Origin of the sequence: Microcystis aeruginosa NIES-2549, assembly GCF_000981785.2 — a bacterium.
GTDB classification, from domain to species: domain Bacteria; phylum Cyanobacteriota; class Cyanobacteriia; order Cyanobacteriales; family Microcystaceae; genus Microcystis; species Microcystis aeruginosa_C.
On sequence record NZ_CP011304.1, the window covers coordinates 3,563,348 to 3,585,513 of the forward strand.

The 22,166-nt window shown below is 40.7% G+C and carries 27 protein-coding genes and 2 pseudogenes; 16 read left to right on the forward strand and 13 right to left on the reverse strand.

Annotation, left to right across the window (positions count from 1 at the left end):
• Window positions 1-98: 98 nt before the first annotated feature.
• The 4 genes from myaer_RS17580 to myaer_RS17595 form a co-directional block, all read right to left on the reverse strand.
• Window positions 99-704 carry a CPBP family intramembrane glutamic endopeptidase gene (locus myaer_RS17580; RefSeq protein ID WP_046663024.1) on the reverse strand — a complete coding sequence of 202 codons (606 nt, stop codon included), beginning with the start codon at window positions 702-704 and terminating at the stop codon, window positions 99-101.
• The gene (locus tag myaer_RS17585; protein WP_004269043.1) at window positions 701-3,034 is read right to left on the reverse strand and encodes a hypothetical protein; all 2,334 of its coding nucleotides are present in this window, start codon (window positions 3,032-3,034) and stop codon (window positions 701-703) included. Before myaer_RS17585 ends, myaer_RS17580 begins: the two co-directional genes overlap by 4 nt.
• Window positions 3,035-3,047: 13 nt before the next feature.
• Window positions 3,048-3,719, reverse strand: a complete 672-nt coding sequence (locus tag myaer_RS17590) for a DUF1822 family protein (RefSeq protein WP_046663025.1) — start codon at window positions 3,717-3,719, stop codon at window positions 3,048-3,050.
• A gap of 116 nt (window positions 3,720-3,835) precedes the next feature.
• On the reverse strand, window positions 3,836-4,411 hold the full coding sequence (locus myaer_RS17595) for a hypothetical protein (protein ID WP_046663026.1): 576 nt from the start codon (window positions 4,409-4,411) through the stop codon (window positions 3,836-3,838).
• 278 nt (window positions 4,412-4,689) lie between these two features.
• On the opposite strand from myaer_RS17595, the gene myaer_RS17600 reads away from it, so the two are divergent.
• From myaer_RS17600 to myaer_RS17635, 8 genes are all read left to right on the forward strand, one after another.
• A complete protein-coding gene (locus myaer_RS17600) occupies window positions 4,690-6,003 on the forward strand; it encodes a tetratricopeptide repeat protein (RefSeq protein ID WP_046663027.1) in 1,314 nt (437 codons plus the stop codon).
• A gap of 23 nt (window positions 6,004-6,026) precedes the next feature.
• Window positions 6,027-6,602: a pentapeptide repeat-containing protein gene (locus myaer_RS17605; protein WP_052734194.1), complete on the forward strand. Its 576-nt coding sequence runs from the start codon at window positions 6,027-6,029 to the stop codon at window positions 6,600-6,602.
• A gap of 153 nt (window positions 6,603-6,755) precedes the next feature.
• Window positions 6,756-7,337: a pentapeptide repeat-containing protein gene (locus myaer_RS17610; protein ID WP_046663028.1), complete on the forward strand. Its 582-nt coding sequence runs from the start codon at window positions 6,756-6,758 to the stop codon at window positions 7,335-7,337.
• A gap of 153 nt (window positions 7,338-7,490) precedes the next feature.
• Window positions 7,491-8,171 (forward strand): pentapeptide repeat-containing protein, encoded by a 681-nt coding sequence (locus myaer_RS17615; protein ID WP_046663029.1) that lies wholly within the window; start codon window positions 7,491-7,493, stop codon window positions 8,169-8,171.
• Between the two features lie 140 nt (window positions 8,172-8,311).
• Window positions 8,312-8,827 (forward strand): pentapeptide repeat-containing protein, encoded by a 516-nt coding sequence (locus myaer_RS17620; protein WP_052734197.1) that lies wholly within the window; start codon window positions 8,312-8,314, stop codon window positions 8,825-8,827.
• 68 nt (window positions 8,828-8,895) lie between these two features.
• Window positions 8,896-9,444 (forward strand): hypothetical protein, encoded by a 549-nt coding sequence (locus myaer_RS17625; protein ID WP_046663030.1) that lies wholly within the window; start codon window positions 8,896-8,898, stop codon window positions 9,442-9,444.
• A gap of 185 nt (window positions 9,445-9,629) precedes the next feature.
• Entirely contained in the window at window positions 9,630-10,055 is a 426-nt protein-coding gene (locus myaer_RS17630; RefSeq protein ID WP_158524811.1) for a methyltransferase family protein, read from the forward strand.
• A gap of 70 nt (window positions 10,056-10,125) precedes the next feature.
• A complete protein-coding gene (locus myaer_RS17635) occupies window positions 10,126-10,524 on the forward strand; it encodes a hypothetical protein (protein WP_046663031.1) in 399 nt (132 codons plus the stop codon).
• 361 nt (window positions 10,525-10,885) lie between these two features.
• Here myaer_RS17635 and myaer_RS17645 read toward each other — a convergent pair.
• Window positions 10,886-11,083, reverse strand: a pseudogene (locus myaer_RS17645) (IS4 family transposase); the annotation flags it as partial.
• A 635-nt stretch (window positions 11,084-11,718) separates the two neighbouring features.
• Window positions 11,719-12,798 carry a hypothetical protein gene (locus myaer_RS17660; RefSeq protein ID WP_201262000.1) on the reverse strand — a complete coding sequence of 360 codons (1,080 nt, stop codon included), beginning with the start codon at window positions 12,796-12,798 and terminating at the stop codon, window positions 11,719-11,721.
• A 116-nt stretch (window positions 12,799-12,914) separates the two neighbouring features.
• Here myaer_RS17660 and myaer_RS17665 point away from each other — a divergent pair, with 116 nt between their 5' ends.
• The 3 genes from myaer_RS17665 to myaer_RS17675 all read left to right on the forward strand — a co-directional run bounded on the left by myaer_RS17665 (window position 12,915) and on the right by myaer_RS17675 (window position 14,248).
• Window positions 12,915-13,235, forward strand: a complete 321-nt coding sequence (locus myaer_RS17665) for a helix-turn-helix domain-containing protein (protein WP_046663033.1) — start codon at window positions 12,915-12,917, stop codon at window positions 13,233-13,235.
• 198 nt (window positions 13,236-13,433) lie between these two features.
• Entirely contained in the window at window positions 13,434-14,048 is a 615-nt protein-coding gene (locus tag myaer_RS17670) for a hypothetical protein (protein ID WP_046663034.1), read from the forward strand.
• A gap of 2 nt (window positions 14,049-14,050) precedes the next feature.
• Window positions 14,051-14,248 carry a hypothetical protein gene (locus myaer_RS17675; protein ID WP_046663035.1) on the forward strand — a complete coding sequence of 66 codons (198 nt, stop codon included), beginning with the start codon at window positions 14,051-14,053 and terminating at the stop codon, window positions 14,246-14,248.
• A 94-nt stretch (window positions 14,249-14,342) separates the two neighbouring features.
• Here the strand turns inward: myaer_RS17675 and myaer_RS17680 are convergent, their stop codons facing one another.
• Complete coding sequence (locus myaer_RS17680; RefSeq protein ID WP_046663036.1) at window positions 14,343-14,534, reverse strand: hypothetical protein; 192 nt, start codon at window positions 14,532-14,534, stop codon at window positions 14,343-14,345.
• 299 nt (window positions 14,535-14,833) lie between these two features.
• Between myaer_RS17680 and myaer_RS21235 the strand changes: the two genes are divergently transcribed.
• Window positions 14,834-15,016: a hypothetical protein gene (locus tag myaer_RS21235; protein WP_149039036.1), complete on the forward strand. Its 183-nt coding sequence runs from the start codon at window positions 14,834-14,836 to the stop codon at window positions 15,014-15,016.
• Window positions 15,017-15,279: 263 nt separating this feature from the next.
• Here the strand turns inward: myaer_RS21235 and myaer_RS22140 are convergent.
• Window positions 15,280-15,429 (reverse strand): annotated as a pseudogene (locus tag myaer_RS22140) (type II toxin-antitoxin system VapC family toxin); the annotation flags it as partial.
• Here myaer_RS22140 and myaer_RS21240 point away from each other — a divergent pair.
• From myaer_RS21240 to myaer_RS17705, 4 genes are read left to right on the forward strand one after another with little or no spacing between them, the layout of a single operon-like run.
• Complete coding sequence (locus myaer_RS21240; protein ID WP_149039037.1) at window positions 15,369-15,581, forward strand: hypothetical protein; 213 nt, start codon at window positions 15,369-15,371, stop codon at window positions 15,579-15,581. The pseudogene myaer_RS22140 and the gene myaer_RS21240 sit on opposite strands and share 61 nt — an antisense overlap.
• Entirely contained in the window at window positions 15,568-16,101 is a 534-nt protein-coding gene (locus myaer_RS17695) for a hypothetical protein (RefSeq protein ID WP_149039038.1), read from the forward strand. Before myaer_RS21240 ends, myaer_RS17695 begins: the two co-directional genes overlap by 14 nt.
• A 33-nt stretch (window positions 16,102-16,134) precedes the next feature.
• Complete coding sequence (locus tag myaer_RS17700) at window positions 16,135-16,638, forward strand: hypothetical protein (protein ID WP_052734199.1); 504 nt, start codon at window positions 16,135-16,137, stop codon at window positions 16,636-16,638.
• A 22-nt stretch (window positions 16,639-16,660) separates the two neighbouring features.
• The gene (locus tag myaer_RS17705) at window positions 16,661-16,864 is read left to right on the forward strand and encodes a hypothetical protein (protein WP_046663038.1); all 204 of its coding nucleotides are present in this window, start codon (window positions 16,661-16,663) and stop codon (window positions 16,862-16,864) included.
• A 125-nt stretch (window positions 16,865-16,989) separates the two neighbouring features.
• Here the strand turns inward: myaer_RS17705 and myaer_RS17710 are convergent, their stop codons facing one another.
• The 5 genes from myaer_RS17710 to myaer_RS17720 form a co-directional block, all read right to left on the reverse strand.
• Entirely contained in the window at window positions 16,990-18,402 is a 1,413-nt protein-coding gene (locus myaer_RS17710; protein ID WP_046663039.1) for a tetratricopeptide repeat protein, read from the reverse strand.
• A gap of 406 nt (window positions 18,403-18,808) precedes the next feature.
• The gene (locus myaer_RS21405) at window positions 18,809-18,955 is read right to left on the reverse strand and encodes a hypothetical protein (protein ID WP_158524812.1); all 147 of its coding nucleotides are present in this window, start codon (window positions 18,953-18,955) and stop codon (window positions 18,809-18,811) included.
• A 247-nt stretch (window positions 18,956-19,202) separates the two neighbouring features.
• Complete coding sequence (locus tag myaer_RS21735; RefSeq protein WP_002759745.1) at window positions 19,203-19,787, reverse strand: IS630 family transposase; 585 nt, start codon at window positions 19,785-19,787, stop codon at window positions 19,203-19,205.
• 223 nt (window positions 19,788-20,010) lie between these two features.
• On the reverse strand, window positions 20,011-20,169 hold the full coding sequence (locus tag myaer_RS21740) for a helix-turn-helix domain-containing protein (protein WP_201262001.1): 159 nt from the start codon (window positions 20,167-20,169) through the stop codon (window positions 20,011-20,013).
• A gap of 306 nt (window positions 20,170-20,475) precedes the next feature.
• Window positions 20,476-21,870: a DUF2252 domain-containing protein gene (locus tag myaer_RS17720; RefSeq protein ID WP_046663040.1), complete on the reverse strand. Its 1,395-nt coding sequence runs from the start codon at window positions 21,868-21,870 to the stop codon at window positions 20,476-20,478.
• Window positions 21,871-22,166 lie beyond the last annotated feature (296 nt).

Below are 22,166 nucleotides of genomic sequence, written 5' to 3' on the forward strand. Positions count from 1 at the left end.
CTTTATAATTGCCTTTTAACAAATAGATGAGGAAAATCTATGGTCAATCTTTTAACTTATAGTATGGCTAGTGTTTTTATATTGCATGAGTAATTCGGTTATACACTGCCTGTAAGAATTGCGATAATACCAAGAATTGTATGGCTAAGAGTAATACTATAAAAATTCTTAAAGCGATTATAGTGATATGCCCAATATAAACCGATAATTAAACTTAATAAAACTGTTAGCAGGTCTTGATAAATGCTATGAGCAAAACTATAAAGAATAGCAGTGATGATAATGATAGAACCTTGATTAAGTTGAATTTGAGCAAGTCGATTAAAAAGGTAGGAACGGTATAAAAATTCTTGTAGTGGAGATGAAAGTGAAATGTAAAATACATAGAAATACCAAGGAATACCAGTGTTATCAATTCGCATTCCATGATTAAGATAAAAAACAATCATTAAAACGGAAGATATTATGGTTACGGGTAAAATATCTTTAATCGCTGGTAATAAATTTTGATGATTAAAGCCTAAATCTGCTGGAGCAATCTCGTTGAGCATCGCTAGACCGATAATCAAAGCTCCTGTGATGGTTAATACTAAAAAGCGATCACTAAAGGAAATAACCTTTGTTAGAATTAAAACAACAGGTAGGATATAGAGAAAAGAGATCACTACAGAAGTTGTTATTTGTGATGATGATAAGAGTTTCATGAGCGTAAGAAATTAATAAGTTTTTTAAAGCTTACAAGTTTTTTTTCTAATTGTTTCCCTTCAATCAAGAAAATGATAATAGGATATATGACGAGCATCAAAAAGAAAAACCCACCTGTCCAAGTAACAAAGAGACTTTTACTAGCAATACCGAAGGATTGGTTTATTTTTGACAAAATAAATTGATTTATTGAAATTGAGAAAACGAAAATGGAAATAAAAAGAAAAGCTAAACTTGCTTTGTGATTCCATATTTTAATTCTAGGATTTTTGATTATAAAAACAATAGTCATTAATAGAAGAAAAGCAATAAATAAATAAACAAAAATTCTGAGATTGGTTTCTAAGTTATCTGTTTGAAATAATAAACTTTTAACTTGTTTGGTATAATAATTATCAAAAGGTATCCAGAGAAGTAATCCGATATCACACAACAAAATATATTTGAGATACTTATCAATGTTAAATACAGAGTTGTCATTAAAAATATTTTCCGACAAAAAAGCTGTCAATTCAAAAGCACAGAAAAAAATTGCCCAGTAATTGAACAAATAAAAAAAGCGACTTATAGAGTAATGCTTTGACCAAAGTTGATGACTATGGGCAATACTCAAAAAAATTCCATTAGCTTCATTATTTTTTTCAGGACGCTGAATAATTCCCTTAATAAAAGCTTCGATATATTGTTTATCAAGATTAACTTTCTCTTTTAAATTAATTTCATTTAACCATTGAGGAGGAAGTTGATACTTATTAATATTTTTACTGATTAGAATTGCATTTAATTCCTGTATTTCAAGAATAATACTGCTATCGGGTTTAATTTCAAATAAGAATAAAGGATCAGAATTTAATTCCGTAAAAATAGCGATTACAGATGTAAATGCAATAAGAGTAGTAATTATCAAAATTATGCCTGTTTTTTTTAGTATTAAGCTAAAAGCTCTATAAAGAGAGAATAGTGACAAAGGCAAAAATAATGAGGGATAAACAATGATATGAGGATAAAGCTGTGCATAAAACTGCAAAGTATTAAGACTGCCAAATTCTCCTAAAATACTTAATGGTAATCCAACTACTATAACCATTAAAATAACTAATAAAATTAATTCAATTTTGGAACTAAAGCGACGTTCTATAAACAAACTATCCCAAGTTAAATCAAAGGCTTCTGGATTAGCGACAATAACGGGTAGCCAACTTTTTCCTGATGGTTTAGCTCCCTTATCATATTCCAATAAGAGTTGTTCACGAGCATAACGCATGGATGCAAATATAGATTTTTCCTTTTCAACAAAAGCCTTTAGCAAATGATTAAGTAATGTACCTGCAAAGAAAGAATCAACTCTTTCCCGCATTACGATACAGTAAGGAAGATTCAGAGAAGTTAATTGATTGGCTAATCCTAAACCGTCACAGGAGTTAAAAATTGCCAGTTGTAGTTTGTCATTAATCAATTTTTGCATCCATTTGGTTAATTCATTAATCTCAATTTCTTTTGTTTGAAGTTTTTGATTATCATCTAGCCAACTAATTTGTAGCCAGCCAATTCTACCGTCTGGATTACTATGACTATGACCCGCAAAAAAGAAGATATGCCAACCGGCTGGTTCTTCTAGTGCTTCAATTAATTTTGAGTAATTCGGCTGGTAAAGTGTCTGAATAAAAGCACCATATTTTTTTAATCGATCAAGAGATTCTTTTTCTTGCTTATATTCATTATTTTCATCTAATTCGTTATCTGCGAAAATAGCTAAAATCCGAACTCTTGTATCTAAGCGGTTAATGGTTTGTTTTTGTTCGGGACGTGCGAAATCCGTTGCGCTCACAGATAACTCTGTATTTTTGTGCAGACGAAATAAAGGATACAAAAATTCCCATTCTTGCCAAGGAAATCCTCTTAATATTCGATCTTCAGTTTGTATAAAAAGTTGAATTTCTTCTTGTGAATTTGCGTATTTTTCTAAGGTATTTTGAATTTTTGAGTCAACTTCACCCCTTTCGTTAATCCAACTTTGAGTATCTGTTAACCATTGATTCATTTCTGTTTTTAAATTTTCAGCCAGTTTCTGTAAACTAATATTACCATCGGTACTTAATAGTTGCTCAGAAAGAGATTTTATTTTAGGTCGTCGGGGAGAGTCTGGAATGATGTAATTTTTCCAGATATTAAATGTCTGACTAAGTTGCTCTGGCATAATTGAAAGATAGGAGCTTCTTTCTTCCAAACGTCCTTTAGAGTCAGAGATAGTCAAAGTGACGGGTAGAACTGCCATTCGGTTTGGCAATTGAAGACAGGAACCAATTTTAAAATAAATTTTTTTTGACATAGCAATCTCTTTTCTATCCTGGAAAGCTTTCTACTATCGTAATTTCATTGAGAGTAAAACTAATTTTAAAAGAATCATTGCTTTTACAAACAAAACTATGTGCTATCGTAAGATCAAGAATATTAGTTTGATCATTAGTTCTTTGAGGGGGAAAAAATTCTCCTTCTTCATCGAAAACAGAAACAATTAGGTTTTCAGGCAAATAACCTTTACCATTTTGAGGTCTAACTTTCAAATAGATGCGAATTTCTTTGTTATTAATTTCGTCAATCGTTAAAATTAATTCGAGTAGATGTTGGTCTAATTCAATTACTTTTTTTCGACTAATTGATTTCCCAAGTGTTGCCGTTTTAAATCCTTGATTCTCAAGACAATTTTGCCAGAAACTCAATAGGGAAACTATATCACTTTTTATAGATTCAATAGTGGTTGATGTTTCTCTAACAGCAGATTCTTGAATCGTTATTGTATTTTTAGATATATCTAAAATTTTAGCGTTTGATTTAGCTTCTTCTAACACTATAATTTTTTTTAGACTAAAGGCTTCTAATTCTAAAATAGAAATACCGAGTGCTTTTTCTAATTCTCCAGACTCAAATAGTTCGCATAACCGATCAAATATTTGATAATTACCCTTCAGTTGAATTATAGTATTTTGATTTTGTGTGCCAGTCTGATCAGTCATGATTTGCTCCTCAATTTTACCTGTTGAATATTTGTGAATTTAATGATTTTCAGAAATCATTTATTACTTAGTCTTGAGAAAATAATCCCAATAAATTTAACTAAGATATTATTATCTTACCCTATTATTTGTATATTTTCCTCCTTAATATCAACTTTAAGAAGCCTGAATGCTTCAACTATTATGGAATGATTGATTGAATTTTTATCTGTCTTACTCAGCTTAATATTAATCCCTATCTCTTCATTTTTAACTGAGGGATAAGTATTTTTTCTATAATTCCAAGTGTAGGCTGAGTTAACATGATGCTCAAGGTAGATAGGAACTCGCGCCCAATCACCTATTTGTTTGCCAGAAGCCAGAAAACTTGTCCATTTGTAAATACTTTTAGACAGGTCTCCTTTAATATTAGTTAAACATAAATAGCTTTCTATCTGTTTTACATCATAGCCTTGTAATAGTAAACATAACCAACATTTTTCCTTTGGTTTTAGTGTTTTATTTCCTCTTTGAGCGGACTTCCAGGCTTCATTAGGAACCTTATCAATAGATTCATACTTATCTTGAAGAATAAGTACACATTTCAGATCCTCAAATAATCTATCTAAATCCCAATCTTTTTTAGTCTGGGGACAAAGAGTACAAAACCCCCCTCGACAAAGATCACATTTTTGCGTCTCCATTTTGTTCATAAGCTAATTAAGAATTTATCGCAAAGGCTCTCCTGAATATATGGTCAAAAACACACTTAGGTCTTTTAACAAGGCTTTAAGCATTAACGAACCATATTCTGCTATACATTTTCGCTACTGAAGTCAGAAAAGCCGTCACAGAATCAAATATAACATAACTTTTCTCTCTAAAATCTCCAACCTTGGTTGGCAAATACTTAGAGCAGCAGATATTAAAGTTTTATTAGATTCCTTAATCTAGCCATAAAGTCTTGCACAACAGTAGCTTAGGAGATAAAATGGGTAGTTCAACACAGACTCTTCTCGTTGGTAGTAGCGTTGTTGCGATTACTGTCACCGCTTCGACTTTTGCCATCAACAAAGCTCAAGAAACCTTAGCCTATCGCCATGAATATTTTGAAAAGGGACAAATGGCTTATCAATCCGTTAATTGTCCAGAGGCAACAGCTGATTTTACTCGGGTAGAGGAAACAGCCTCGTTTCCTTTCAATAACTTTGATGGTCTGACAGACCTCGCTCAACGAAAGATGGCAACTTGTTCTTCGTTTATGACCGCCAATCAGCAAGCAAAACAGGCAGAGCAACAGAAAAATTTATCAAAAGCCTTGTTTAGCCGGTATCTTTTTAATGAGCAACATGATAAAGATGAGTTAACGCAAGCAATGAGTCGCTCAATCACTGGGTTATTTTCAACCTACGGTGTGGCCAAATTGGCTGGGAGCGAATCTTGTGACGGCTTGGACAAATTAATAAATGGTGGAGCAATACCTAATATTCAGGTAAATTTACCTTACTTTCATGATTCTTGTGCAAAATTCTACGATAAACAAGGCCAATCTCCACAAGCACTAGCCCAACGTCGCCGTTTCCTTGCTGTTGCACCGAGGCATCCTTTATCTCGAAATGTCCAGATAGCGCTGGTCAAAAACTCGAACATTTGTTCTCATGCTTCAACATTTCAAGATATTCCTAATATTGCGAAATTGCCAGCTTTGATGCCTGTAGTTTACATAAATTGTTCACAGGCTTACTACAACACAATTTCTTATCCTGAATCTAAGTCATTTCTTCAGACTTTACGACAGAATTATCCCAACCATTCTTTTGCAAAAGTCGCCAATAACTGGCTTTTCTCAATTAACCAAGAAATTAAAATGGTTAAGTCCGAAATTTACCAGTCTGCCGAAACCATCAAAGCTAAACTCGCATTATGTACAACTACAGGGGTTGTTGGTTTGGGCTGGGTAATTGATATTTGGGAGTTTACCACTGGAAGGAGCTGCGGTCTCGAAGAACGCCTTGAGGATTGGGAACGTTACGGTGGATTGATTCCTTGGTTTGGGGAAGCAAAAGGACTTGGTAAGGGAAAAAGGGTGTACGATTTTATTCAGGTTGCCTCCCGTTGGCAAGGTATTGACAAAACGCAATCCGCAGCACAGGACGACCAATCTCTCGTTGAATTGCTTAAGGACAAACAAATGATCCTATTATTTGCTCACCATAATCCGAAACTTGCTAAATTGGTAGTACCTCGACTTAATCAGACCGTTGATACCAGCAAAAAAACTCTATTTTTAGAGTATCTTAAGTAACCTATCTCTTTTTTCTCTGACCTATGCTATATACAAAATTGACTTACCCTTTATTGGCTACTTTTTTACTTTGGGTTTCTATTATCCCAGCAGATATTGTACGCTCTGAAATTCCTGCTCATTTAGAGCGATTGAGAAAGACTAACAAATGTCCTAAATGCGATTTACGCGGGGCGGATTTAACTGGCGCAAAGTTAAGTGGGGCTGATCTGTCAGGGGCAAACTTGAGTAATGCTATACTTACGGTAGCCTCACTGAGTGCGGCAAATTTATCAGGGGCAAATTTGACTAATGCGGACTTAGCAGGGGCAAAACTCGTAACGGCAAACTTATCCGGGGCAAATCTATCAGGAATGACAAGGGGCCATAAGGGTTCGGGATCTAATGGGGTAAACTTTAGCTATGCTAATTTGACTAATGCCAAATTTGTAGATGCCGACGTAAGTACGTGTGATTTCCGAGAAGCAAATTTAACTAATACTGATTTTAGAGGTGCAAATTTATGGAGGGCAAATTTAAGTGGTTCTAATACCACAGGTGCCGACTTCCGAGGAGCCAAATTTGATGATACAATTATGCCTGATGGTAGCCGGAGGTGATATCTATAAAATGAAATTCCGTAAAATATGGATTTGAAATCTAAACCCCTAACCGATTTCCCGCTTAGTCGAATAGACGAAAATTGTCAACAGTGCTTGGCTTCTTATATAGTTTGAGTTCTCTTTTATCCGAGTTTATTGTTTTTTTGACCTATGTTACTTACGAAATTAATTTATCCGTTATTGGCTACTTGTGTAGTGGTCATTGCTATTGCCCCCAACAGCTTGGTCAATGCTGAAATTCCCGCTCATTTGGAGCGATTGAAAAAGACCAACAAATGTCCTAAATGCGATTTGCGCGGGGCGGATTTAACTGGCGCAAAGTTAAGTGGGGCTGATCTTTCAGATGCAAACTTGAGTAATGCCTCACTTAAGGGAGCTTCACTTAGTGGGGCAAATTTATCAGGAGCAAATTTGACTAATGCTGACTTAGGAGGGGCAAAACTGGTAACTGCAAACCTATCAGGGGCAAATCTATCAGGAATTAAAAAAAGTCAAAGGGGATGGGAACCGTTCTCCAGTTCGGTAAACTTTAGCTCGGCTAATTTGACTAATGCCAAATTTGTAGATGCCGACGTAAGTATGTGTGATTTTCGAGGAGCAAATTTGACTAATGCTGATTTTAGAGGTGCAAATTTATGGAGGGCAAATTTAAGTGGTTCTGACACTACAGGTGCCGACTTCCGAGGAGCAAACTTTGATGATACAATTATGCCCGACGGTAGCCGTAAATGAGATTAAAACAACGACATTCCGTAAAATATGGATTTGAAATCTAAACCCCTAACCGATTTCCCGCTTAGTCGAATAGACGAAAATTGTCAACAGTGCTTGGCTTCTTATATAGTTTGAGTTCTTTTTTATCCGAGTTTATTGTTTTTTTGACCTATGTTACTCACGAAATTAATTTATCCGTTATTGGCTACTTGTGTAGTAATCGTTGCTACTGCCCCCAACAGCTTGGTCAATGCTGCAAATCCTGCTCATTTGGAGCGATTGATAAAGACCAACAAATGCCCCAAATGCGATTTGCGCGGGGCCAAATTATCTTATGCTAAGTTGGGCTGGGCTGATCTTTCAGGAGCGAATTTAACTAATGCTTACTTGGGTGGGGCAAACTTAGTCGGTGCGAAGTTAGTCAATGCCGATTTGCGCGGGGCAGATTTAAGGCATGCAACATCATCTAGAGCTAACTTTTCGGGGGCAAATTTAAGTGATGCACAACTTTCGGACGTAAAACTAAGTTTAGCAAATCTAACAGGCACAAACTTGAGTAATTCTAATTTGCGTGATGCAACATTAGTCAGTACGAAATTAGTTAATGCTGATTTAAGAGGGGCAGATGTACGGGATGCAAATTTCAATTCGGCAGATTTGTCAGGAGCCAAGTTTATAGATGCTGATCTACTGCTTTGTGATTTTCGAGGAGCCAATTTAACCAATGTTGACTTTCGAGGTGCAAATTTAACTGCTGCAAATTTAAGTGGTTCTGACACTACAGGTGCAGATTTCCGAGGTGCAAAATTTAGAAATACTATCATGCCTGATGGCAGTCGTAGAGGAGATTGAAAGGCCGAAATTCCGTAAAATCTGGATTTGGAAATCAAATACCTACCCAATTTTCTGATTAGTCGAATAGACAAAGCAAAGTCAACAATGCTTCGCTTTTTACATAGTTTGAGTTAGATATTATTGGAGTTTTTTGACCTATGTTATCCACGAAATTAATTTATCCATTATTGGCTGCTTGTGTAGTGACCGTTGCTATTGTCCAAAACGGTGCTGTAAATTCCGCAAATCCTTCTCATGTGGAACGATTGAAAAAAACCGGAAACTGTCCCAGATGCGATTTACGTGGGGCAAATTTAAGTAATATTTTCCTCCAGGATGCAGACCTGAGTATGGCAAATCTCACAGGCGCAATCTTAATCAATGCTAATTTTGCCAGCGTAAAATTAGTCGGCGCAAAGTTAGTCAATGCCGATTTTACGGGAGTCAAAATTCGGGATGCCCTAAATTTTAGTTCGGCAGATTTGACAGGAGCTAAGTTTATAGATGCCGACGTAAGTATGTGTGATTTTCGAGGAGCCAATTTAACCAATGTTGACTTTCGGGGTGCAAGTTTAAGTGGTGCAAATTTAAGTAGTGCTAACACTACAGGTGCAGACTTCAGAGGCGCTCATTTAGAAAATACAATTATGCCTGATGGTAGTCGTCACGAATAAAATTAGGGGATGTTCAGAAGAAACTAATTCCTTTTGGTTTGTTGGTATTAATTAGTAGAAAGCATTCAATGAAAATTTACTCGCAACTTATCGCTTTTCTTAGCTGTTTGGCTCTAACCGAGGGGACTATCTTTACAACGCCTTCTTTGGCTAATAGATTGCCCGTTTCTGCTAAGTGTCAAGCTTCTTTAGATAGAACGCAAGCTAAATTGAAGAAAGCTAAGGCATGGAGTTGGCAACAAGATGTTAATGGTGGGAAAGCACCATCTGAATTTAGTATAGAGACTCTAAATTCATCAAATGAATTCACGTGGATTCAATATAATGGACGAAACAATCCTTGGAAAGCAACCAGAAATAAGATAGTACAAATAACAGTCGGTGAACCAGGATTAAACAATGTTGGCAATTCCCCCAAATTTATGGAATCAATCAGTCAAGACATCATACTTTCCTGTTCGGATGTTGTATTGATTAAGTTTTGGCTAGGATATAAGTGGGGACCAGAAGTCGGTCTTCTTCAAGATGGAAATGTTAGAGTTTTTGAATGTTTGAGTGAGAATAATAGGAATTATGGTGAAGGTTTTCCTTGGGGATATGATGATTGTTGCTGCTAGTTATTAGACATCTCCAAAAATTATCACCGGCTCATAGCTTGCTTTGGGGCTGTGTACTAACTAAACAGTTCAATGGGTGAAATTTGTATCTATCGTTTCTAAATTGAAAAAACATGGGACAATTAAAATCATTACCTAGAAAGATTTGTAGTCTTGAGTTAGTGTTATGTCGAGGTCTATTCAATATGCGATTACCCTGTACACTAGCCGCTTTTGCCACTTACATTCCAGCAGTATATATTCCAATACTTTTGCTAACTTTTGCTCGGCCTCCTTGGGATAGATGGCGATTCCTCGGTGGGGCATTAGTCATCGTTTTCTTGGTTCTTCTTACAGTCGCTCGCTTGCAATTGGGAAATTCTTTTTCTGTAACTGCTCAGGCTAAAAAACTTGTTACTACGGGAATTTATTCACGAATACGCCATCCCATTTACATATTTTCCTCTGTAATTGTATTAGGTTTCGCTTTCTACTTTAAAACTTCTTGGATTGCGTCGCTCTTAATTGTTATTTTGCCCGTGCAGTTTTTTCGAGCTTGTCGGGAAGAAAAAGTTTTAATCAGGGCTTTTGGTGAAACCTATTTATTCTATAGAAATACAACTTGGTTCTAAAGTATTTTCTCTCTTTCAGGCGATCAATTAACCCAAAAATATAAATCTTGAAACAGGACAAGGACAAAATATGTCAGACTACTCTCCAAAGCCAAATCCAGGAAACTACCAATATCGTGAAGACTATCTTAGAGATAAACGAGAATGGGATAAAAAAGAGCGACAAGCCGATATCGAAGCGATTCAAGGGGTTAGAGAAATTTCCGCTCGTCCTTGGTTTCAGAAATTAAGTCTTTTTCTCGGCCATGTAGTTTTTTTTGCTATGCTTTCCGTATCTATATTTGACCAAGAGCGAAGAGCAGATTTTTTAGAAATGATCGCTGACCCAAATCCGCTATTGAGCATTGCAAAGGCCATAGGGTTCATTTTGTTTTTGTATATCATGTGTATAGTCATTTCACCTTTTCTAGCTATTCTAGCTGTAGTAGGCATAGGAATTTTAGCATTTGTGTTACCGTTTATGTTATAAAATTTATGTTAATAGTGAGGCGTAAATTTTTATAGCAAAAAGACAGGAGATAATGCACGATTAGGTCATATTTGGCTAGTCCTTTAAAGTTGACTTTGAACTTGCAGATCAATATCGATTATATTCTTGTTGATTTAGATGGAAACACAACGTTTTAAGTTAAGCGGATCACTTTTAAACACGCTCTAAACTAATAACCAATTTGATGATCTCGTAAACAAGAGGAGTTAAATTATGTCTCATTATCCCGAACCGAAAAGAGGAGAAAATGAAAAAGATTATGAATATTGGGAGCCAGAAATGTTGAATCTCGTAACAAAACTTTACATTTAAGAACATGACAACCCCAGAACGCCATTTTTCAGATTGAATAGACAATTTTCCTAAACCAGTGTACATAGCTGATATGTTGACACATAAAACTCTGTAAATAGCGCAATTTATCTAATAAGCTTTTGCCATGCAAAATTAAATAAGCGATGATACAGCTATAAATTTGTATCCGAATTCCTCTCTTGTTTTTTGTGATTAAACGGTCAAGCTTTAGGTGCATTTTTAAGGTTCTTCCGAACTTACACTGTAGAAAATTCCTCAAGCTCCCTCTCTGCCCAGCAAGGCTCTAAAGTTGATAAATATCAATTTAATAAAAACTCAAAGCCTTAATATATAAGCTTTTTAAGCATGAGTTGTTGATAGTTTTACATGACAGGTTCGGTAGAGCCAAAAAATTAAGGATATGGGAATCCAAAAATATGTCACAAGACCTGAAAAAAGATATAAAGGTCAACGCAGACACAGCAGTTTTTATGTGGGTCAACATCTCTATCATTGGCTCCAGCTACATCAAATGTTCCAAAAAAATATAGAAGAGCTAATGCAAATTAGCCGCTATCGGTTGAAGGATTACATTAAAGGACAAAGAGCGATAGCGCTTGCCTTATCTACCTTCTAGCTCGCTTGTCCCCCTCTCCGGCAGGGTTTAACTGAAAATGGTGGTTATATTGAGCCGCAGGAACAACCGAAGCATCCCGATGATTTACCGTAGTGACTTCATTATAAACTTCTTGGGGAATGATAATTTTGCCAAAGAGTTTTTGGAGTAAGTTAAGTTGACCAACTTTGCCTTTTTCTCATACTCTCAAATCCCTAGTAAACCCTGAAACCCGATGCCAAGCTTGCTCATCTTCTTCTGTATCAACGGGCATTACATCCCTCTAAGAACTCCAATAACTTTTCTTCCCAAGGGTTCAGGTAGGGACGTTTCAAAGAACCCAACGTTTCTAGAATAGCCCTCACCGTCTCCTCTTTCCCTAACGACCGGAGTTCAACCAGACGATCGCTCAGTCGTTGCATATTTTGCCGGTGGTCGGGGGAATACTGCAAATCCCTTAAATTCTCCTCTCTAACGGTATATTCACCGTTCCAAGTCCGCACCAGACAGGAAAATTCTCTCACCTCGATCACGATACACCAACAACCACCCAATCCTCTCAGTTCGGGGTTATCTTTGATCAGGATTTCGCAAACATCACCGACCCGGTAGGGTATGGGAATTTTGGTTCGCTCCAGGATGCGCTGTACGATATCCTTGACGATGCGACCAGACGGCACTTTACCACCAGCAGCTTCTACCGCCTGCTGCCACACTTCTCTCTGTTGGTCTGGTTCCAGTTGGATCAAAGGGCGCACTTGTCTTTCATTCGTCGGTAGAACTTCCACCAATGGTGGAACTTTATCACTAGAGTCACCCAAAAGTTCCACCAATGGTGGAACTTTTGCTAAAAGATTGTCAACCACACCGGTAGCCTCGATCAGTTGGTACGAGCGCGACTGTTTCATCCCGAATCGGTCTTGAACGTACTCCTCAAAAGTCTTGTGGGTAGAACGGTACAGTCGTCTATCCCGCAGTTCCTTCAAGGCTGTTCCCGCCTCATAGAAAGCCCTTTCTACCTTGCGTTCCCAGAACAGACGTTGACGTTCCTCTTCTGGTGTCAGGTCATCTACCAATTCTACCCGTACTGATTGCGGGGGAAACAGATCCAGTTCCAAGTTGACCGCCCCTTCCGGTTCGGGTGGCAGCCGTTTACGGTTCTTTTTAGCCCAATCATCCAGCCACACCCGGGGCGAGGCGAACTTGGTGGTGGCCTTAACGGGAATATCGAGGACAAAACCGTTCGCACTGACGGTGCGCTTGGCACTAAAAGAATTGTACTCAAAACGCCACTCTAACCCGTAGGCTGTCCAGATTTGCGGAGAGCGAGACCAGATGTTCACGCCATTACCTCCCGACTACTTGACTATTTACAGTCGCAAAGTTTGTTTTTTTCAACCAGTGATATTAATATTATAAGTGATAGAATAGACGATAACAATAGTTTTTCTGAGAGGTTGTGGACGTGGTGAAACAGAAGAAAGCGGTGATGATTCCCGTCGAGATGGTCGAGACTATCTCATGGTCGGAGGAGGCGGGATTGAAGTTAAAGGAGATTCGGGAGGGACAGGGACTATCTCGAAACAAGTTGGTAAATAAGATCAGGGATGCCGGTCGGGACATCTCCCCCCAGCACATCCAAAAGTTGGAGACTGGTTTCAAGGCAATAACGGGAGAAAGTCAGACGGCCAAGAGTGTCGGCACGGCTACCCTCCGAGCGATTCTCGACGCTTTGGATTACCCGCTCGATCGATTTCTCACCGAAATCGGTCACAAGTAAACCACCTGAGTGCCTTTTTAATCCCCGAACCAAACCGACGATAACTTCCGAAATTCTTTTGGTTCCAATTGAAGCCTTTTTTTTAGGGACTATACTAGATTTATCCGTTGGTTCCGCATACTTATCCACTGTTTCAGCTTTTTGTCCCCTCGATTCGGTATTTATTTTTTATTCTTAACCCCTCGGAGATGAAAAATTATGCAACAAGCCGCCTCGTTACCCGATCGCTACCGAATAGGAAAAACCCAGTTTTACGAACGCCGTCAGCACCTGATCCGCTTGGGTTACGCCATGGAGGCCGAGAAACACGGCCGAAACAGCTACTACAGTGATGAACAGATTAAAATATTCGATGACCTAAACACCCACTATCGGAAATGGGGTACTCTCGAAGGTTTTCCGAGTGCTACCCCCGAAATCGCTGATAACCAGACCGAAACCGAGAAAAATTCCCCCGTAACTAACGTGCAGACGGGATTAGTTCAGCGAGAGAGTGAAAAAGTAATAAACGATTCCGTCGATGCCGAAGAAATCTTCGTTGATACCAATCCCTTAGAAGACATTCAAGAGGATAATTTTCGTCGTGTGGATGAGGCCGCCCAGTTTGCCGCCGCCCAGAATCTCGTCGCTTTCAACTACCTGACCGTCAACTACATGAAAGAACGCAATTTCAGCGTCCCCGGTCTAACGTCACAGGTAGAAAAATCTGGTCGCGTGGTCGAGGAGTCCCTCGATTCTCTTAAACAGTCCCCGGAATTAATCGCAAAGAAGCTGATCCAACGTACCAAGAAGGAACCAGAACAGATGACCTAACCTTGATCCTACAGGGTGCGATCAATCGAGAACGCCGTCGTCTGTTACATTGGTTTCTCATCTGTCAGATCACGGGATTGTTATCTGGTGGGGTCATATCCATTTCTCTTAAAGGTGAACCCCTATCGGGAGCGGGTTGGGGATTGGGCATCGGTAATCTCCATTTCGGGGTGTCCGTCGGTTTTCTATCGAAAAAATAGTCCTCACCCGATAATCATGCTTAAGGTTGCGACCACACAGTTGCCGTGAGACTTCAGACGTTTGACAAAATGAACGTCCGATCACCTCATCCTGTCATATCATCTCCTTACCACCCGGCCCGCTTTCAACAAAATCGAGTATGTCTTCTGGATACTGAAAGTCTTCTGGGATGCTGGCCAACAATCGATCGAGTGTTGGATTGCATGGCTTCTCTGTGAGTTCAACGATTGAATTCTCGTCAAGTCCGAAGCTTTCAGCGATCTTGCGGGGAATTTCGATATCCATGATCTTCTTGTCCGATAAAGTTAGAAAATTAACCTTAAATACTTATTTAATTCAGTTATCGGTCAAATAAAGGTAAATAACTGCAATTTTTCCCTTAATTAATCGCATTTAGACCTTTTTTCTGCACCAGAGACAGCAGTTTTAATGCGAGTCCGGCTGGATGTTTCTCTCCCCTTTTAAGCTCCTTTTTCTTTCCAGGCTATGAGGTAACGACGATCAGATTTTCAGTCATTTTTATTTCTATTCTATCATCACCGTCAAATGGTAATGTCAAACAATGTTTAACGGATTGTGGAACCATGAGATCGAAATCCATCGGGGTGAGGATTCCCGACGCGATCAACGAACGCTTTGAGAGTTACGGACGGCGGCATTTTCCCAAGGGGGACAGTTTCGACAAGACAAAAACCGCCCTCGACCTCATCTGCAAGGGATTGGAATGTTCTCCCGACCAAGAGAACGATATTAGACCTCTTGCATAAATCCGAAAACAAACGATAGAAACAATAATGGGAGGGACTTTCAGTTAATTATTTATTAGTAGTTGATAATCTTCAAAAATGTTGCTGTACAAGGATCGACTTAAGACTTTTGCAAGAGGTTTACTGGTTACTGTTGACTGTTAGCTGTTCCGCTATCGCCTGATTTGACCATGACAGCAATTTCAGCAGACAAACTACCATTACTGTTTGGGGATGATTCTTCATGGCTTGAGCGGACTTAAATTTTAATTCTCTCTCTGTTATCATTCAAATAAAATTCTGAAACCTTCTTGCTTACAATGATTGTCGTGGGTTAACACTTCACCGATTTTTAATCGTTGCATGACCGTCATTGAAATGCAATCTGTCAGGCTATATTCTTTGTCCGGGCGACGGCGGTATAACTCGAAGCCTATACTACAACCCGGACAGCCTCGATCGGGACGTGCTGGAGTTGATCGTCGGCAAGGCGCGTCACGGCGAGACGGGAACGGCGCGCTGTCTGTTCGATAAGTCCTACGGATTGTTGACGAACTTGCCGGAAGGGAAAGATGAAGAGCGCTAAAAACGACAATTCGATCCGATCGCCCTCCGGCGAGTCCTCTACCGTCCCGCTGGAGAGCGCCGGAACTTTACTAGGGGATACGGAAAATAGTACAGGTTTATCCCCTAGTAAATGTTTCTCCTGTTCGTACCTCGATCGATGCGGTTCGACGGAACGGTATTGTGGCCGACGGGCATTACTTCACCGCGGCCGACGCGCGCGAGTGCGAGCGGTACAGGCCGCGGGGGGAACCGGAACCCGTCACCGGGGAAGCTGTCGGGGAAATCGCCCAACGTTCGCGGCGACGGCGGGGGCAGGGGTCGGGATACCTGTTAACCCGCTACTCCCAGGCGCGAAAGTACGGGCAGAAGTACCCGCAGACTTACTATCAGGTCGAGTTCGGCAAACGGAAGCGATCGATCTTTATCCCCTCGATCGAGGTGGAGAAGATCCGCGCTCTCGATCGCGAGGGGGTCGCGGTGATGGCGGTGCTGGAAGCGATCGATTCCCCGAAGGCGCGGGAAGTGCTGGGGGAATATAGAAGCTTTTTAGCCGAAAAATCGAGAATAAGCCAATGAATACCCGAAAAATTCAAACCATCAGCCTGTGGCAACCCTGGGCATCTCTGATCCCCCTGCTCCTCAAAGGGTACGAGACGAGGGAATGGGCGACGAACTACCTCGGGGTACTGGCCATCCACGCCGCTAAACGTCCGGTCTGTAAAGAGGGAAAACGGCTGATCGCTTATCTGAATGAATTACTCGGACGAACCATCGATCCGGAACGATTACCGTTAGGGGCGCTCGTGGCACTTACCGATCTGACCGATTGTTCGCGGATGGTATCCGGGGAGAGTTCGATCGAATCCTCTGTAGGGGGAACGATCGCCATCGAGTCGGTTTCGGAACTAGAGCGCGCCGTCGGTGATTGGCGATCGGGCCGGTACGCTTGGAAGCTGGAAAATGCCCGGTCTATCGATCCGATTCCCTATTCGGGAAGACAACGGCTGTTCACCGCGGAAATACCGCTATCGCTTTTCGATCGAGCCGAAAGCGGGGGAATATCGCCAGTATCTTAGGGAAAAGTTAGGAGTAAAAGCGATGATTCATAAAGTGCTGATGCCCGATGGAATGACCCCCGCGACTTGCGAGGCGTGGATGATCGCCCACCCCGGCTTTAACGCGGGTTACGAAACGGGGGATTTAATCGATTTGGAGGAAGGTATCTTCGTTCTCGATGATGAGCTTGTACCGTGGAGGTTCGCCACCGATGAGGAAATCGATCGGGCGATCGAGGAAACGTGAGCGCGAGATAATCCTGAAACTGTCCGATGCCTCGATCTAGTCTAAAAACCTTGGTTGATCGTGCTGTGTCGTGATCACAACACACCGTGTAGTCAATAGATTTACTCAAGAGTGAATTCAATGAATTAAAATCCTTTACTCGGCTGAACCCAAAACCGATAGCCTGTCGCGTTCGTAAGTGCAACGGCGAATTGTTCCGCTTCTTGGGTAGAGGTAAAACTGGCGGTTTGTACATTACCATCTTTACGAATAAAGCTATCCGCACAATATCTATTTTTAACTATATTGTAAGCTTGTCTATCTCCTACAACGGCATACCATTGTGAACCACTGCCAGGAGGAGATCCGCAAGTAGCTTGATAGGAAAGGTTAACAACTGGAGAGGAAGGAACAGAGGGGGTTGACGGGGTTCGGTTCCTCGATTGAATACTACAATATCCTAACAATGCGAGAGGGATAGCGATTAATAACAGATATATCCAGCCAGAGCTATTACTAGAGCTATTAGATTGGCTTCTAATTTCATCGTTGTCAAAACTTTTTTTAATTTGTTCGGCTTCCATTCGTGCCAAGGCAGATCTTTTATAAAAAATTGCCAATCGATTATCTGGTTCGAGATTTAAGCAACTTTCACAACATTCAATCGCTTGTTTATATTGTTTCAATTCTAAAAAAGCTTTTCCTTTTATAGCCCAAGCATCAGCCCAGCCAGGCTGTATTTGCAAGCATCTATCACAACAGTAAACTGCCTCATCATATTTTTTTAATTCTGATAAGCTTTCAGCTTTTTTACACCAAGCTTCATAATTGTCAGGCTCGATTTCGATCACTTTTTCAATAGAATTAATAGATTCTTGATATTTTTCTAATTCAAAACAAACGAAGCTTTTTAAATGCCAAGTATTAGAATTATTAGAATCTAAATTGAGTGATTGATTATAAGATTCTAAAGCTTCTTCATGTCTTCCCATTAAAGACAATACCATACCTTTAATTCGTAAGCTTTCAGAATCTTTCGGTTCGATTTTTAAAGCAGTTTCTAGACAGTTTAGAGAATCTTCATAGTTGTCTAATTTGAATAAAGCACATCCTTTATTATGCCAAGCATCAGCATGATTTGAATTGTACTTTATTGCTTGATCGAACGCAAAAATTGCTTCATTTAAATCCCCAATGTTCATTAAGGATAGCCCTAAAATATACCAAGAACCTTCATGATCTGGCATATTCTCTATCGCATTTTTACAGGCGGTAATCGCTTGTTGATCGTTTCCTAAGCAAGACCAACAAACAGCAAGATTATACCAAGTTTCAAAATTATATAAAGGTTCATGATGATTCGGGAGTATTTTTAAAGCTTCTTCAAATGAATTGATAGCTTCTTGATATCTATGTAATTTTAATAAAGCGATACCTTTCCGAGTGAAAGACAATGGAGTTTCAGAGTATAAAACCTCATTAAAACAAGCTATTGCTTCTTCATATTGACCAGCTTCTAATAAATTAACACCTTGCCGATAAACTTGTTTGCTGTCCATGATGAAATCCTTCTATATCCCGGCTCTACCGAACCTGTCATGTAAAACTATCAACAACTCATGCTTGTAAAGCTTGTATACTAAGGCTTTGAGTTTTTGTTAGATTGATATTTATCAACTTTGGAGCATTGCTGGGCAGAGAGAAAACTTGAGGAATTTTCTACAGTGTAAGTTCGGAAGAACCTATATCCCTAACCAATAAAAATTTCCAATCTGTTTGAAAAATCTTTTATAAGCCTATTGGTGTATGAATTTTAGCTTTATCGCTCAAGACTCTTGTCCCTCAAATCTTCGAGGGACTTTCCAAACCGCTCCTTAGATGTTTAATAACGTCTTCAAGATCTGCTATCGAGCCTTGTTATGCGTCACGCGACAGAACTCGCACGCATTTCGATATCGAAATTAACTATTTTTTCTTACTCCGATGATCGGCCAGTTTATTCTGTAAATCGAACCGAGCATCTTCCAGCGTATTCCCATAGCCGTGTATGCCCGTTTCAGTATCCTTACAGTAATAACCACCGTAAATCGATTTTCCCGACTCGATCGCCATAAGTACGCTCTCCTATTTTTTCGTTTTATGGTAGAGGGTATCGGGAACCTCGAAAAATACAATCCTTATGGAGAATTAGCCCATTGACATAAGGCTTGGATGCTCGTTCCGTTGGCGGTAAGCTAATTATTCGAGGTTCCTGATCGATTGTGTTCTGTAGATAGCTTATCCAACTCAACTTGAAAGATCTCAGCACTTTAGAAATATTTATAGCGGGTTTCAGTTGAATGAGGTACAGCATGGATGACTAGGTAGGCTCTTTAAAAGGGGTATCGCAATAGCAACAATGGGTAAACCAGTGATGGATGTCTCGCAATGTAATCTGACTAAAGGCTTGAACGATCGCTTTTTCTAGATCAGCATAGGTACGAGGTGACATAGAACGAATCAGTATTTTCACTTTCGACCAACAGTTTTCAATGGGAGAAAAATCGGGAGAATAGGGAGGTAAAAACTCCAGTCTAGCACCGACTTCTTGAAGAATTGGTTCGAGGGTTTCTTTTTGATGAATCGAAGCATTATCCATTAATACACAAGCTCCTTTCCACAAGTTTGGAACTAATAATGTAGCAATAAATGCTTCAAATATTAAACCATTTGCGGCTCCAAATACATTGATAAAAGCCAGCAAGCCTTTGAGCGCTATCGCTCCAATTATCGTGACGTTTTTTCCTCGGTTTAACGGAACTGAATCATACACTCTCTGACCTTTTTCAGCCCTGCCATAAAGTCTTGTCATCCCTAGATTAGAGCCAGACTCGTCAACGAAAACCAAATCTTCCGCTCTAACATCTCGGATTTTCTCCCAATATTCTTCTCTTAATTTTTGCACTCTTTCCGTGTCTCTTTCCCTAGCGTGTAAGCTTTTTTTTTTGAGTTAAATTTAGCCGTTTTAAAATTCTACTGATTGTTGAGTTACTCACCACCGTCTGTGTTTTTTCCTCAATTTGTTTTCTTAACTCGTCTAAGGTGGCATCTTTCTTTTCTTGGACTAAATCGCCCAGCAAGATAATTTCGTCGCTCTTAAGCTTGAGTTTTTGTCCTCCACCATGCGGTCAGGGATTTAGATTTCCTGTTTCACGCCACTGCTTGATTAGTTTCTGGATAAAGCTTAAAGCTACTCTAAATCTTTTGGCTAACTCACGTTGTGAGAGGTTATTCTCCTCGTAGGTCTCGATGATCTTTTGTCGCAAGTCTAAAGAATAGGGCTTCATCGGGTCGTGGCTCCTGCCTAGGTCTATAATTTATTGTCCTCTTCTATTGTACCTCATGCAAGTGCATACCGCTATAAGCCCTATTTTCTGTGAGCAAATCTGACCTACTGAGCAATAATACTAAATCCTGTTTAAAAAGTATAGGAGAGTGGGGAGCAGGGGCAAGAGGGAAGAGGTAAAAAGGGCAATAGATAATCAGTATTTAATAAACGGATTTAGTATCACACCAGCTGCCATCTGGGGCGCGAGCTTTGCGCCCCTAATCTAAGGTCGAAAAATAACAGACTGATAGCTGAGAGCTTAACCCTATAAATTTTCTTCTACCAAAGCCTCGACCCGTCCTGTTTTGACCGCTTCCACCAAAGCGGCGTGATCTTGTTCTGTCTGCTCGGCATAAGCGATCGCAAATTCGCCCAGGGCTAGATCGAACTGATCTCCTTTCCCCAAATAACCGCTAATGGTGGCCGCGTCTCCAGATTTGGCGTGGGCGCGGGCCAAGGTCCAGCCACAGAACTCGGCGTAGCGTTGCAGTTGGACGGCCGATACTCCTTCAATGGGTAGAGAAAACTTCATATCCCGCAGTTGCCGTAAATAGAAGTTGTTGCCCCCTCTTCCCCGGGTCCAGCCTAAAAATATGTCGCTAGAGGATTGCATCAATCTCTGGCCTGTAACCACCCGTTGTCCCTGATTTTCATACTGGCTCTTGGCGGTATAGGGTTCCAGAACCGAAGGGCAAGCCTCCTTAACTTGTAGGATGAGGGGATGGTTATCTTCCGAGAACAATAGGGCGATATAACATCTGGTGCCGACACTGCCAATGCCCACCACTTTCAGGGCAAAGTCCTCTAACTGGTAGCGATCGAACAGGACCCGGCGTTCCTCCGGCAGGGATTGGCGATAATCTTCCAGACCCTCGCGCACGAGAGTCTCCCAATCCGGTTCGTTGACATGGTAGAGAATGGGCGGCTGATCGACAAAGCGATTGCGTCCCCCGCTTTGGGTGACGATCTTGGGGTAGAGATGTTCGATGATGCGCTCGCGGGCCTTTGTCATCATCTGTTCCCGTATCTTGCGTGTCTTTTCGTCGGGAGCCATCTCGAGCACCTGTTCCACTCCTATGCGCGTGTACCACACCTCTAAGGGACTGAGGCGAGAATATTCCCGCAGGTGTTCCCGATAGGAACGAGCGCAATCGATCGCCGCTGCCTTCGATTCTCGATCGGATAGATCGCTATCCCTGCCGGCGATGACAAAGCTGACCACGAGACGCTTGAGATCCCATTCCCAAGGTGCGGGCAGGGTTTCGTCGAAATCGTTAATATCGAAGACTAAATTGCGTTCGGGGGTGGCAAAAAATCCGAAGTTCAAGAGGTGGCAATCTCCGCAGGCCTGCACGATAATGTCAGTTTTGGGAGTGGTGGCCAGATCGTAGGCCATCAAAGCAGCGGAACCGCGCAGAAAGGTAAAGGGACTCCGCAACATTCGTCCGTAGCGGATGGGAATCAATTCCTGTAATCGCCCTCGATTTGATGCTTCGATGATCTCGATCGGCTCTCGACCAGCTGCGGGGGGTTGCCAGATAGCGTGGCTAGAACGCGGCAATCGCTCCCGCAGGGATTTACCCATCTGGATGCGTTCTTCCCGTGAACGGAATCGAGCTTGAGAGGTTGACCGGATCGGGGTTTCTATTTGGTGGTTCATAGCGACTTTTTCCCCTGAATGAGATTACATCCCTTGCTGTTAGATGACTAATTGACATCCTCGCCGCCCTAAAAGTGCGGCGATTCCTAAACCTCACGATTTAAGTTTCTGCTTCCACCACCGTCGCATACCACAGTTAAAAAACCATGTACTGTCTTACACAGAGTCCACAGACTTTCGCCCCATTTCAGAAGCCCGATTCCGTGTGTCCCACGGTACGTTGACCGCCTATAGCTTCTTGTACTTGTTGCGCGCGACTTTTTACCCAGCCAAGCTTTTCTGGTCGGAACCCCCTA